A 13,012-nucleotide genomic window follows, 5' to 3' on the forward strand; every position below is an offset into this window, starting at 1 on the left:
ATCGTGCCCGCAGGGTATTTACTGCCCCGAGTCCGCCGCCTTCACCAGGGCGTCCTTGGTCACGGCGCCGACGTACACCTTGCCGTCGTCCGTGATCAGGGCGTTGACCAGGCGGGTGGAGAAGACCGTGCCCTTGCCGAACTTGCCGCTCACCTGGTCGCCGAGCGAGCCGAGGAAGCCGCCCAGGTCACCGCCGGCGGAACCGGACGGCAGGCCGCCCTTCTCACCCGTGTCGAAGGTGGCTATCGCGTTCCAGCCCTCGCCCAGCACCTCGTGGCCCTGCGGACCCTTGGCGAGGTCGTGGCCGGACTTGGACTCCGGGATCTCGGCGGACTTGGACCTGTCCTCCTCGGTCACCTTGGCGCCCTTAGGCGGGGTGAAGTCGAAGGTCGAGGCGGCCGGCTTGCCGAAGCTGACCTGGGTGAAGCCCGCGTCGACGACCGCCGCGCCGCCGCTGGCCGGGGTGAGCGTGAACTTCAGCGGCAGGCCGGTCTTCGCGTCCACCGCGATGCTGATCGCGCCGACCGTGGTGCCGGACTGCTTAGGCTGGACGAGCAGCTTGTAGGCGTCCCGGCCGGCGACCTGCATGGTGCCGTCGACCGTCACGGACGTGGTGTCGTCGACGGACTTCAGTGCCTCGTCGGCGAAGTCCTTGGGCGTGGCCGGAGCCTCGTTCCTGTGCTCCGCGCCGTCCTGGGCCGCGGTGCCGTGGTAGACCTCGTTCGACTTGCTGTCGTAGCCCCAGACGTCCTTGCCGTTGTGAATGAGGCTGTACTCGGCCGCGCTCTCGATCAGCGACAGCTTCTGCTTGTCCGGGCCGTCGGCGGCGACGCGCAGGGTGTGCGTGCCGGAGACCAGCTCGGTGAGCTTGGACGTCGGGTCGGCCGAGGATCCGTCGCCGGACGGGGCGATGCCCGAGGCCAGGCGGCTCTCCAGACCGCCCAGGTTCGGAAGGCCCAGGTCGGTGCTGATCTTCACTGTGCCGGACAGCTGCTCGACATCCGACTTGGCGATCTTCTCTATGAGCTGCTGTGCGGTGATCTTCGGCAGACTGGGGTCGCCGGAGTCGGCGAGTGCCGGGACCAGTCCGATGGTCGCCGCCGTCACCCCCACGACCGCGACCGGGACGACGTACCGAGCGGCTTTGCGCCGTCCGGAGCGCAGCTCCTCGGTCTCCTCGGCGCCCGAGTTGTCAGCGGATTCGTTCCGTGCCATGTGTGGCTTACCTCCGTCGTCGGCGGCGGCCTTCTACGCCCAATGCACTGTTCCCACCCTGAGCCGCCATTCTCACCCGAATCGGTGAGGAGTGGTGATTTCCGTGGCTTCCATCTGACCAAATCCGGTGCGCGGATGCGTCACCCCGCGGACGCAACTCCACGTACACCTCCGGTATGACGCGCGGAGGATGCGCCTCCCCCGACCCGTAGGGGTAACGGGAGTGCGGGCGGGCCTTTCCCAGGTCAACGCGGTCAGACTGTGCGACGGCCGGGGGTTGAGCCAGTCATACGCCCGGGGGCACGGACGACCGGGACAACCGATACGGACGGCCGGGACAGAGGGGCGCAGGGCAGAGGGGCGTCGGGGGCGGGCGGGTGGACCGGGCGGCCGGAACGGGCGGGCGCGGGGGACGGTCGCGACCGGCGGACGCCCCAGCAGGTCGCCGGGACACACAACCAGCTCGGGCGCACGGACGGGCGCGACAGACGGACTGGCGGGTCAGTGCGCGGTCCAGGTGCCGGGATCGGTGACCGGGGGCCCGTTCTGCCCGCCGGCCGCCCCGCCCGCTGGTCGTCGCTCACCGGTCGTTCCACGCACGCATCGCTCTTCCGCCAGGTGGTCGGCCGCTCGCCGGTCGTTCCGCCGGATGGTCGTTGCTCGTCGGCCGTCCTGGCCGGTGGGCGGACGGTCCGGTGGTTATCCCGCTCGGTGGACCACCGCGTCGCACAGTTCCAGTAGGGCCGCCTTCGCGTCGCACTCCCGGAGCGGGGCCAGCGCGGCCCGTGCCTCCTTCGCGTACCGCACGGTGTCCCGTCGGGCCTGCTCCAGTGCGGGGTGTGCGCGCAGGGCCTCCAGCGCCTGCGCGTGCCGGCCGTCGTCGGACAGGTCGGAGTCCAGCAACTCGCACAGCGCGAGGTCCTCGGGCAGCCCCAGCCGCGCCGCCCGCTCCCGCAGCCGCAGTACGGGGAGCGTGGGGATGCCCTCCCGCAGGTCCGTACCCGGGGTCTTGCCGGATTCGTGGGAGTCCGACGCGATGTCCAGGACGTCGTCGGCGAGCTGGAAGGCGACGCCCAGCCGCTCGCCGTACTGCGTGAGCACGTCCACGACCGTCTCGTCGGCGCCGGACATCATCGCCCCGAACCGGCACGACACCGCGACCAGCGAACCCGTCTTGCCGGCGAGCACGTCCAGGTAGTGCTCGACCGGGTCGCGGCCGTCCGAGGGCCCGGCCGTCTCCAGGATCTGCCCGGTGACCAGCCTCTCGAACGCGACGGCCTGCACCCGCACCGCCTCCGGACCGAGGTCGGCGAGGATCTGCGAGGCGCGCGCGAACAGGAAGTCGCCGGTCAGGACAGCGACCGAATTGCCCCAGCGGGTGTTCGCGCTGTCCACCCCGCGCCGCACCGCGGCCTCGTCCATCACATCGTCGTGGTACAGCGTCGCCAGATGGGTCAGCTCCACCACCACGGCCGACGGCACCACCCCGGGCGCGTACGGGTCGCCGAACTGCGCCGCAAGCATCACGAGGAGCGGGCGGAACCGCTTGCCACCCGCCCGGACCAGGTGCTGCGCGGCCCCCGTGATGAACGGCACCTCGCTCTTGGTGGCTTCGAGCAAGCCTTCCTCGACAGCCGCCAATCCGGCCTGGACATCGGCTTCCAGAGCCTGGTCCCGCACGCTCAGCCCGAACGGCCCGACGACGGTCACGAGGGGTCTCCTGTCTGCTGGTGTCTGCTGGCGATTACACGGTTTGTCGATAGGTCGCTGCCATCACTCAAGTCAGCGTATCCGGTCAGGTTTCGATCACCGATAGCGCCCACCGTGCAGCCCGGGCGGTATCGGATCACGACCGGTATGTCGCCTATCAGCCGATACAATCCGATATTCATGGACTCATGGGGATACGACACCTTTTGCCCCGCTAATGCCCCGGAACGCCGCCCCCGCACATCCGTACGTGCTTCCCCTACGAAACCGTTCACACGGACCTCCGGATCCCCCTCGCCGACGGGACACGGCTGTACGCGCGCGTGTGGCGCCCCCTGACGGACGAACCGACCCTCCTGGAGTACGCACCGGACCGCCTCACCGACCGGACCGCGCCGCGCGGCGCCCAGCGGCACCCCTGGTACGCGGGTCACGGCTACGTCTCCGTCCGCGTGGACGCGCATGGGTACGGCGGCAACGTGGGCGTGTTCGGCATCTCCCGGAGCGGCTCCGCCTCCCTCCGGATCGCGGCCCTCGCGCCCGAGCCGCTCAAGGCGGTCGTCGCCGTCCGCTGCCCGGACGGCCGCTACGAGAACGAACGGCAGGGCCCCGGAGGTTCCGCCGTCGCGGCCCGTCTGCACGCCCGTTCCGCCGCGGCGCTGTCGGCCGCCGCCCTCCCGCCCGACCCGCGGTACACCGGCGACTCCTGGCAGGCCGTCCGGCAGGCCCACCTGAAGGCGCTGACCTCCGCCCCGCACACCACCGGCCAGCCTTTGGCCCTCGGTACCGTCAAGGCAGCGGTGCCGGCGGTCGGCGGCTGGTACGACCCCTGCCACGACACTGTCCTCCGTCTGGTCGAACGCCTTCCCCACGACCGCGTCCGCGGGTCGATCGGCCCCTGGTCGCACCCCTACCCCGACCGGGACCTGTCACCCGGACCGGCGATCGGCTTCCTCCAGCAGACCCTGCGCTGGTGGGACCACTGACTGAAGGGCGGCCCGCCGTCCGACCCTCCCCACGGCTCCGTGTCCGCCACTTCCCGTGGCCCCGCGGGCGCCGCCCCCCTGGCTCCGTGGGCGCGCGTCCGGTGATGTCCGAACCGGTCCTGCGCGCGTACGTCGTCGAGTCCACCGCCCGGGCGCGCCCCGCGCCGCCGGGTCGGCGAACCCGGCTGGCCGTCCCCCAACGTGACGAGCATCGCCCACGAGCTATCGGGCACCCCGGTCCTGGCGCGCTCCCTGTGCACACCGGCGTGGACGCAGGCCGCTTCCGCCCGGTCGGCAACGAGACCGACGTGCCGCCCGACCAGCGGGCCGAGGACGTACGGTCCGCCTGCGTGACCGAGGAGAGCTGGGCGCTCGGGCGGCCCAGGATGCGGCTGCGTCTGATCCGCCGGGCGCCGCGGACGCAACTGGCCATCTGGGCTGCGACGTCGCCCCGGACGGCGCGTCGACCCTGGTCGCCAGGGGCGTACTGGACCCGGCGTCACCTGACCACCAGGAGGCGGCGCCCCGGCCCCGGTTGCCACTCAGGAGGCGAAGGAAGCGAAGGAGGCGATCGTCGAACTGGGCGGCGCCGGATACGTCTTCCCGCCCGGTCACCGCATCCGCCGCACGGTCTCCTCCGAGTACTGGCCGCAGGTCTGGCCATGGCCCGAATCGGCGGAGCCGGTGGTGCGGGACGTCGCCGTGGACGAGTGGCGGCCGGAGGTGTCCCCGTGCCGCGAGGGCACGCGCGCGTACCCGGGCGGTCTGGAGTGGACCGAGGACGCGGCGGAGACGTACTCGACCGCCGGGAACGACCTGCCGTCGGCCCGCGCCCGTTCGCAGCGCCCGGTGCGGCCGCACCGCCCGGATCCGCCGTGGGAGGCGACGGTCCAAGTCCGTTCGGAGATTTCCTGTGACGTCGGCCACCCGGGGAAGCGAATTCCGCGACCCATGGGATGAAGTGACCGATTTGCCGCTATTGGCGCCTCAATTCCCCTTGATGCCGAATGCACTTGAGCCTCAAGGGGAGTGACTTGGGTCACCCTTTACCGTAGCGCCACACCCCACCCGCACCCCCCACCACCCTTTCCCTAATGCCCAGTTGACCCTTGGCAATAGCAAAGGATCAAGCGACCCATACATCTCAATCGCATGTCAATTGGTACGAGCAGGGAATCCACCACTTGTTTCCGACATGTGCGGTCGCATAGCTTCCGGGCCAGTCGGATGGACGCCGAATCCTGCCGCCACCCGACGTGACCCATCGACGAACCACATTTCGTACGGCAGGAGCGGGGGACCCAGGTAGGCCGCCGGGCCGGACGGCACAGCCGACCGGAACGGCTAGGGGTGAAGTCGCGCCGCCTTTCGGCGGCCGGCCGGGCATCTCCCCAGCCCGAACCCGACAGCTCACCTCGCAGGCGCCGGAGAGGAACAACGCCATGTCTGCAGCCGCTCGGCACCGCCGCCCCCGCACCAACCGCCTCGTCCGCACCCTCGCCGTGGCCGGCACCGGAGCCGCCGTGCTCGCCCTGCCGCTCCTCGGCGCCACCGGCGCCCACGCGGCCACCCCCGCGACCGTGACGACGGCCGGCACGACGCCTGCCGGGTACCCGGACAACCTCGACGGCTGGATCCGCGAATCGCTCGCGATCATGGCGGAGAAGAACATCCCCGGCACCTACAACGGCATCCACCGCAACATCATGCGCGAGTCCTCGGGCAACCCGCGGGCCATCAACCTCTGGGACTCCAACGCCGCCAAGGGCATCCCGTCCAAGGGCCTGCTCCAGGTGATCGACCCGACGTTCAACGCCTACCACGTGGACGGGACGTCGTACGACATCTACGACCCGGTCGCCAACATCACGGCCGCCTGCAACTACGCCGCCAAGCGCTACGGCTCGATCGACAACGTCAACGGCGCCTACTGACGCACCCCGTCACGGAAACAGTCTTTCGAGGACGACGGCCACGCCGTCGTCCTCGTTCGACAGGGTGACCTCGTCGGCCACCGCCTTCAACTCGGGGTGTGCGCCGGCCATCGCCACCCCGTGGGCGGCCCAGTCGAACATCGGGATGTCGTTCGGCATGTCGCCGAAGGCGACGGCCCCTTCAGGAGCCAGCCGAAGGTGCTCGGCGGCCAGCGCCAGACCCGTGGCCTTGGTGATGCCGCAGGGCTGCAGCTCGACGGTCCCGGGCCCCGACATCGTCACGGTCGCCAGGGAACCCACGACCGCGCGCGCCGTCGCCGCCAACTCGTCGTCCGACAGGGCGGGGTGACGCAGCAGCACCTTGCTGATGGGCGCACACCACAGATCGTCGCGCCGCTCGACGCGGACGGCGGGCAGCGTCGGATGCGGCATCAGATAACCGGGCTCGATGAGCGTGAGCCCGCTCACCCCGTCCTGGTCGACGGCCGCGTACACCTGCCCCACCTCGGCCTCGATCTTGCCGAGCGCGGTCTCGGCCAACTCCCGGTCCAGGGTGACCGACCACAGCAGGCGGTCCGTGGCGGCGTCGTACACCTGCGCGCCCTGTCCGCACACCGCGAGCCCCCCGCGGCCCAGCGTGTCGAGCAACGGCCGCACCCGTGGCGCCGGGCGCCCCGTGACCACCAGGTGCCGGGCGCCGGCCCGTGCCACGCGCGCGAGCGCGGCGAGGGACCGGTCGGAGAGCGTGTCGTCGCCACGCAGGAGCGTTCCGTCAAGGTCGGTGGCGACGAGTGAATATGCGGGAGGAGCGGCCATGACCAGAGAATACGGACAGCGGGCCGCCGCGACTCACCGCTCCTCGCGGCCCCTTGCGTTCCTCCTGCTTGAGACGGAGGCCGCGGCGACACGCTCGTCCGGTGTGGCGCGTCCTCAGGCGTGTGCCGCCACCAGGTGCTGCGCCAGGCGCGGCGAGGCGAACTCGGTGCCGCACACGAAGCGCATCACCGGGCCGTAGGAGGCCGCGGCGGGCAGACCGGTGAAGTAGAGGCCGGGGACCGAGGAGACATGGCCGGGGCCGAGTTCCGGAGTGCCCCGGCTGGCGGCGAGCCCGGCTCGGATGCCCTGGCTCAAAAAGCCCATCGCGGCTATGTCGACGCGGTAGCCGGTCGCCGCGATGAGATGGTCGGCCGGCAACCGGCCGGTGGCTCCGGTGCGGGTGCGGACCGTGAGGACCGGCGTGCCGTCGGGGGCCTCCGCGCCCATGACGCGGTCGATCTCCGCGACCCGCACCTTGCCTTCGAAGCGGTCCCGCAGCCACCAGGCGCCGAGCGGGCCGCACACCCTGCGGACCAGGTAGTGCCGGGTGTGCGCGGGGAGGTGGCGATAGGAGTGCGCGTAGCGGCTGAGGGCCCACAGCGACCAGGCGCGGCCGAACGGCGACTCGGGACGCAGCCGCGGCTGCTGCCACGGCGGGGCATCGAAGCCGACGCGGCGCCGCGCGACCACGCGCACGCGTGCGCCCGCCTCGGCCGCCAGCGCCGCGGTCTCCAGCGCGGACTGCCCGGCGCCCACGACGATCAGCTCCTTGCCGGCGAACCGGGTGAGGTCATGGTGCTGGGAGCTGTGGGAGACCGGGCCCGTCGGGGCGGGTCCGTCCGCCGCGGCGGCGGCCAGCACCGGGGGCAGATGGGACAGGCCCGACAGCCCGGTGGCGATCACGACGGCGCGGGCCGGGAACGACTCGCCCGAGGCCGGCCTGACGTCGAAACCGCCGCCTGGGCGCCGGTCGACCGAGACGACCCGGACCCGCTCCAGGTCGGGCACCAGCTCCCGCTGGAACCACTCCCCGTAGGAGAGGAACGTCTCGACGGGGACGATGTCCTCGTCGGCGACCAGCCGGGGTATGCCCGCCGCGTCGCAGTAGTCGGCCAGGGTGTGGCCGGGCTGCGGGGCGTCGATGCTGGAGGCCGCCGGGGTCGACTTCAGGAGCATCCCGGCGGGCATGTGGTCACGCCAGCTCGCCATGGGGTCGCCGAAGACACGCACGGGGATCCCGCGCGCCTTGAGATGGGCAGCGGTGGACAGGCCGAAGGGTCCGGCACCGATGACTGCTACCGGTTGGATCACGTGGTCCCTCCCCGGACGTGACGCCTACTTCGTGGCGCTGGTCGTACTGCCGCGGCGGGCCGGCCCGCCGGATCTGACAGAGGTGGCCGGGCCCGTCCCGCACGGCGGGTCCACGCCTGCGGCCTGTGGCTTGTGTGGCCGGTTGTTGTTCCCCAAGGGACCGGACCCACCCCGCCCGTGTCCCCTCAAAGGACGCTAAGCCGGAATTGCCCCCTCCGACAACAGGGCCTATTCGGGCATTGCGCACTCTTCAGACACTGCCCAGGGAGGCAACCCACCCGTAACGTGGTCCGCGATCCACGGCACACATGACCATGCACGGCACGGATGAGAGTGAGGCAGCACCCATGCCCCCCTTCGACGTCCCCGAGGGCGATCCCTTCGGACCGCACAACCTTCCGTACGGTGTGTTCTCGCCCACCGGCAGCCAGGAGCGGCGGGTCGGCGTGCGGCTCGGCGACCATGTGCTCGACGCGGGCGCCGCGGCGGCCGCGCTCGGCTCGCCGTACGTCTCGCTGCTCGCGCGGCCCACTCTCGGCCCGCTGCTCGCCGCGGGCCGCACCACGTGGTCGGACGTCCGGCGCGCCCTGACTGCGTGGCTGACGGTCCCCTCCCACCGGGAGACGATCGAACCGCTCTTCCACCCCCTGTCGTCGGTGGCTCTGCACCTCCCCTTCGAGGTCGCCGACTACGTCGACTTCTACTCCTCCGAACACCACGCCCGGAACGTCGGCCGGATCTTCCGCCCCGACGCCCCGGACTCGCTGCCCCCGAACTGGAAGCACCTGCCGATCGGCTACCACGGCCGCGCCGGCACGGTCGTGGTCTCCGGCACCGACATCGTGCGGCCGTCGGGCCAGCGCAAGGCCCCCGCGGACCCGGCACCGGTCTTCGGCCCCTCGGTCCGGCTGGACATCGAGGCCGAGGTCGGTTTCGTGGTCGGCGTGCCGTCCACGCGCGGCGAGCCGGTGGCGCTCGGCGACTTCCGGGAGCACGTCTTCGGGCTGTGCCTCCTCAACGACTGGTCCGCGCGGGACATCCAGGCCTGGGAGTACGTCCCCCTCGGCCCGTTCCTCGGCAAGTCCTTCGCCACGTCCGTGTCGGCGTGGATCACCCCGCTGGAGGCCCTGGAGGACGCCCGGGTGGCACCGCCGCCGCGCACCCATCCCCTGCTGCCGTATCTGGACGACTCCGGCTCCGGCGACGAGCCCGGCGGCTACGACCTGCGGATCACCGTCGCGATCAACGGTCATGTGGTGTCCGAGCCGCCGTTCTCCGCCATGTACTGGACCGCCGCACAGCAGCTGGCCCACCTGACGGTGAACGGTGCCTCGCTGCGCACCGGCGACCTGTACGGGTCGGGAACGGTGAGCGGGCTCGAGCCGGACCAGCGCGGCTCGCTCCTCGAACTGACCTGGAACGGCCAGGACCCCCTCGAACTCCCCGACGGCAAGCGGGCGTTCCTGGAGGACGGGGACGTCGTGACCCTCTCCGCCTGGGCACCGGGCCCCGGCGGCGCCCGCGTGGGACTCGGCGACGTCACCGGCCGCGTGACCGCACAGCCTGACCGGAACTCCTGACGCGCACCCGCCAGACACCGAACTCCTGATACGCACCCACCCGCCACCGGCAGCCGCCCCCAGCCCGGCGACCGGCGACGGGACCCGGCCAACAGACGGGACCCGGCCGACACCGGGGCGGGGGCCCACAGCGGGGCTCGGGCCGGCGGCGGGGCGATGGGCAGGCCGGAACAGGTGAGGGGTCTGTTCGGCGTTGACCCCTGACTCCGGCCGCCCATCGCCGTCATACTTGCGGGCGGGACACCGCACCACCCGACGCACCGACTGCCGTGCACCACCGGCACCCGCCCCTTCCTTCCGACCAGGAACCGGAGCCCCTGGCATGACCGTCTGCCTGCTCCTGCTGAGCGTCGTAGCCGTGACGTCCGCCGTGCCGGCACCCCGCGCGCTGACCCGGGCGGCCTGGACCGAGCGGGAACCCGTGGTCGCCCTGTGGGTGTGGCAGTGCCTGGTCGCCACCGTGCTGCTGTGCTGCCTGGCCGCGCTGACCCTGGGTGCCGCGGCCGTCTTCCACACCGTGCGCGACCAGGTCTTCGCCCCCGCTCCGCCGGCCGTCGCCGCCGCCTACGACCTGTCCACCGCCCCGGTCTGGGCCGTCGCCCTCACCCTGCTGCTGGCGTGCGGTGCCGCGTGGACGACGGCGATGCTCGCCCGTGAGCTGACCGAGGCGCGCCGACGCCGCGGCCGGACCCGCGCGCACCTGCGCGAACGCGCCCCCGACCTGCCGGCGGGGCTGCCCACGGCCCGCGGACCCATGCTGGTGCTGGAGGACGAATACCCCGACGCCTGGTGGATGCCGGGCCATCCGCCGCAGCTGGTCGTCACCACCGGGGCGCTGCACCGTCTCACCGACCACCAGCTGGATGCCGTCCTCACCCACGAGCGCGGCCACGCCCGCGCCCACCACGACTGGCTGCTGCACCTGTCCACCGCGCTGGCCACCGGCTTTCCCCGGGTCCCGCTGTTCGCCCACTTCTGCGACCAGACCCACCGGCTGGTGGAGCTGGCCGCCGACGACACGGCGTCACGCCGCTGCGGCCACCTCACCACGGCCCTCGCCCTGATCGAGCTGAACCAGCACCGCGGGGTGCTGTCCTGCGCCTCCAGCCGACGCCTGCTGGGCGAGCGCGTGGACCGCCTGCTGGAGCCTCCGCCCCGGCTGCTGCGCAGGCACCGGGCCCTGACGACGACGGTGGCCGCGCTGGTGCCCCTGCTGCCGCTGCTGATCACCTTCGCCCCGGGGCTGACGGCGCTGTCCTGACACACCCCGGGCCAAGGGCGGGACCGAGCCCCGGGCAAGCGTCCCCGGTGCCTGCGGTGCCCGCCTAGAACCAGTCCTCCGGCTCGGGCTCGGCGTCCGGGTCGGGCCCGCCGCCGTCGTCCGCAGCCGCACCGCCCGCGGCGGGCGCGGTGACGGTCGGGTCGGCCGCGGGGGGAGCGCCGAGCGAGGACAACACCTCGATCACGCCCTCCCCGTATGTCGCCAGCTTCTTCTCGCCGACACCGCTCACCGTGCCGAGGTCCCGCACCGAGCCGGGCCATCTGCTGACGATCTCCCGCAGGGTCGCGTCATGGAAGATGACATAGGCCGGAACGCCCTGCTCACGGGCCTGTTCGGCGCGCCAGGCACGCAACGCCTCGAAGGCGGGGAGCAGTTCGTCGGGCAGCTCGGCCGCGGCCGCCCTGGGCTTGCGCTCCCCCCGGCCGGACGCGGAGGACGTCGTGCGCGCGGCGGCCTGCTTCTTCGGCTCCTTGCGCAGCGGCACCTCCCGGCCCCCGCGCAGCACCGAGCCGCTCGCCTCGGACAGCACCAGCGTGCCGTACTCCCCCTCGACCGCGAGCAGCCCCTGGGCCAGCAACTGCCGTACCACGCCCCGCCACTCGCCCTCGGTCAGCTCCTCTCCGATGCCGAAGACGGACAGCTGGTCATGGTCGAACTGGATCACCTTCGCCGTGCGCTTGCCGAGCAGGATGTCCACGATCTGCACCGCGCCGAACTTCTGCCCGCGCTCCCGCTGCAGCCGCACGATCGTCGACAGCACCTTCTGGGCGGCGATCGTGCCGTCCCAGGTCTCGGGCGGGGTGAGGCAGGTGTCGCAGTTGCCGCAGCCCGCCAAATCGGGATCCTGCCCGAAGTAGGCGAGCAGTTGACCGCGGCGGCAGGTGGCCGTCTCGCACAGCGCGAGCATCGAGTCCAGGTGGGCGGCGGCCCGGCGGCGGAACGCCTCGTCGCCCTCGCCGGACTGGATCAGCTTGCGCTGCTGTATGACGTCGTTGAGCCCGTAGGCCATCCAGGCCGTGGAGGGGAGTCCGTCGCGGCCCGCCCGGCCCGTCTCCTGGTAGTAGCCCTCGATGGACTTGGGCAGGTCGAGATGGGCGACGAAGCGCACGTCCGGTTTGTCGATGCCCATGCCGAAGGCGATGGTCGCCACCACGACCAGGCCGTCCTCCCGCAGGAACCGGGCCTGGTGCGCCGCGCGCGTGCCCGCGTCCAGGCCCGCGTGATAGGGCACCGCCTCGATGCCGTTGCGGCTCAGGAACTCCGCCGTCTTGTCGACCGAGTTGCGCGACAGGCAGTACACGATGCCCGCGTCCCCCGCGTGCTCCTCGCGCAGGAAGGCGAGCAGCTGCTTCTTGGGGTCCGCCTTCGGGACGATCCGGTACTGGATGTTGGGCCGGTCGAAGCTGGCCACGAAGTGCCGGGCCGACGGCATGTTCAGCCGGCCGGTGATCTCCTCGTGGGTGGCGCGGGTGGCCGTGGCGGTCAGCGCGATCCGCGGGACCTCCGGCCAGCGCTCGCCGAGCAGGGACAGGGCGAGGTAGTCGGGCCGGAAGTCGTGGCCCCACTGGGACACGCAGTGCGCCTCGTCGATCGCGAAGACGGAGACCTTGCCGCGGGAGAGCAGATCGAGGGTGGAGTCCAGGCGCAGCCGCTCCGGGGCGAGGTAGAGCAGGTCCAGCTCGCCCGCCAGAAACTCCGCCTCGACCACGCGGCGCTCGTCGAAGTCCTGGGTGGAGTTGACGAACCCGGCGCGTACGCCGAGCGCACGCAGCGCGTCCACCTGGTCCTGCATCAGCGCGATGAGCGGCGAGACCACGACGCCCGTACCGGGTCTGACCAGGGCCGGGATCTGGTAGCACAGCGACTTTCCGCCGCCGGTCGGCATGAGGACGACCGCGTCGCCGCCCGCCACCACATGCTCGATGATCGCTTCCTGCTCGCCCCGGAATTCCTCGTATCCGAAGACCCGGTGCAGCGTGGCCAGCGCCTCGCTCTCGGTCACCCCTGACATCCCGCCCGTCCCGCCCATCACCGTGCCCCCGTACGTCGTCCCTCGACCACTGCCTCCACGATAGGGGCCCGGACCGACAGCCCCGGAGTTATCCACAGGCTCCGGCTTCCCACCGCGTCAAGGACACGACCATCGTTCACACGTTCGCGGGAGACCTGCCCCGATTC

Annotated in this window: 9 protein-coding genes and 1 riboswitch; of the genes, 4 read left to right on the forward strand and 5 right to left on the reverse strand. The window is 72.0% G+C overall.

What is annotated here, in order from left to right; genetic code table 11:
* Positions 1 to 18: 18 nt before the first annotated feature.
* On the reverse strand, positions 19 to 1,215 hold the full coding sequence (locus ACIRFL_RS17950) for an outer membrane lipoprotein carrier protein LolA (protein WP_404029371.1): 1,197 nt from the start codon (positions 1,213 to 1,215) through the stop codon (positions 19 to 21).
* 699 nt (positions 1,216 to 1,914) lie between these two features.
* Positions 1,915 to 2,925, reverse strand: coding sequence for a polyprenyl synthetase family protein (locus ACIRFL_RS17955; RefSeq protein ID WP_404029373.1), 1,011 nt, complete (start codon positions 2,923 to 2,925; stop codon positions 1,915 to 1,917).
* 323 nt (positions 2,926 to 3,248) lie between these two features.
* Here ACIRFL_RS17955 and ACIRFL_RS17960 point away from each other — a divergent pair, with 323 nt between their 5' ends.
* Both ACIRFL_RS17960 and ACIRFL_RS17965 read left to right on the forward strand, forming a co-directional pair.
* Complete coding sequence (locus ACIRFL_RS17960; protein ID WP_404029375.1) at positions 3,249 to 3,911, forward strand: CocE/NonD family hydrolase; 663 nt, start codon at positions 3,249 to 3,251, stop codon at positions 3,909 to 3,911.
* Positions 3,912 to 5,166: 1,255 nt separating this feature from the next.
* A riboswitch (cyclic di-AMP (ydaO/yuaA leader) is annotated at positions 5,167 to 5,348 on the forward strand.
* 5 nt (positions 5,349 to 5,353) lie between these two features.
* Complete coding sequence (locus ACIRFL_RS17965) at positions 5,354 to 5,845, forward strand: transglycosylase SLT domain-containing protein (protein WP_404029377.1); 492 nt, start codon at positions 5,354 to 5,356, stop codon at positions 5,843 to 5,845.
* A gap of 9 nt (positions 5,846 to 5,854) precedes the next feature.
* Here ACIRFL_RS17965 and ACIRFL_RS17970 read toward each other — a convergent pair whose 3' ends face one another.
* Positions 5,855 to 6,661: an HAD family hydrolase gene (locus ACIRFL_RS17970; protein ID WP_404029379.1), complete on the reverse strand. Its 807-nt coding sequence runs from the start codon at positions 6,659 to 6,661 to the stop codon at positions 5,855 to 5,857.
* Between the two features lie 114 nt (positions 6,662 to 6,775).
* Positions 6,776 to 7,972, reverse strand: coding sequence for an FAD-dependent oxidoreductase (locus tag ACIRFL_RS17975; protein WP_404029381.1), 1,197 nt, complete (start codon positions 7,970 to 7,972; stop codon positions 6,776 to 6,778).
* A 347-nt stretch (positions 7,973 to 8,319) separates the two neighbouring features.
* Between ACIRFL_RS17975 and fahA the strand changes: the two genes are divergently transcribed.
* Positions 8,320 to 9,552 (forward strand): fumarylacetoacetase, encoded by a 1,233-nt coding sequence (fahA, locus tag ACIRFL_RS17980; protein WP_404029383.1) that lies wholly within the window; start codon positions 8,320 to 8,322, stop codon positions 9,550 to 9,552.
* 322 nt (positions 9,553 to 9,874) lie between these two features.
* Positions 9,875 to 10,813: a M56 family metallopeptidase gene (locus tag ACIRFL_RS17985; protein WP_404029385.1), complete on the forward strand. Its 939-nt coding sequence runs from the start codon at positions 9,875 to 9,877 to the stop codon at positions 10,811 to 10,813.
* 64 nt (positions 10,814 to 10,877) lie between these two features.
* On the opposite strand, the gene recQ is transcribed toward ACIRFL_RS17985, so the two are convergent.
* Entirely contained in the window at positions 10,878 to 12,863 is a 1,986-nt protein-coding gene (gene recQ / locus ACIRFL_RS17990) for a DNA helicase RecQ (protein ID WP_404029387.1), read from the reverse strand.
* Between the last annotated feature and the right edge of the window lie 149 nt (positions 12,864 to 13,012).

Origin of the sequence: Streptomyces sp. NPDC102462 (assembly GCF_044765425.1) — a bacterium.
GTDB lineage: Bacteria > Actinomycetota > Actinomycetes > Streptomycetales > Streptomycetaceae > Streptomyces.

What these genes read in the sequence shown, in the direction of transcription:
- ACIRFL_RS17965 (WP_404029377.1), top strand. Translation starts at nt 5,354, where the DNA reads ATGTCTGCAGCCGCTCGGCACCGCCGCCCCCGCACCAACCGCCTCGTC.
- ACIRFL_RS17985 (WP_404029385.1), top strand. Translation starts at nt 9,875, where the DNA reads ATGACCGTCTGCCTGCTCCTGCTGAGCGTCGTAGCCGTGACGTCCGCC.
- ACIRFL_RS17950 (WP_404029371.1), bottom strand. Translation starts at nt 1,215, where the DNA reads ATGGCACGGAACGAATCCGCTGACAACTCGGGCGCCGAGGAGACCGAG.
- ACIRFL_RS17970 (WP_404029379.1), bottom strand. Translation starts at nt 6,661, where the DNA reads ATGGCCGCTCCTCCCGCATATTCACTCGTCGCCACCGACCTTGACGGA.
- recQ (WP_404029387.1), bottom strand. Translation starts at nt 12,863, where the DNA reads ATGGGCGGGACGGGCGGGATGTCAGGGGTGACCGAGAGCGAGGCGCTG.
- fahA (WP_404029383.1), top strand. Translation starts at nt 8,320, where the DNA reads ATGCCCCCCTTCGACGTCCCCGAGGGCGATCCCTTCGGACCGCACAAC.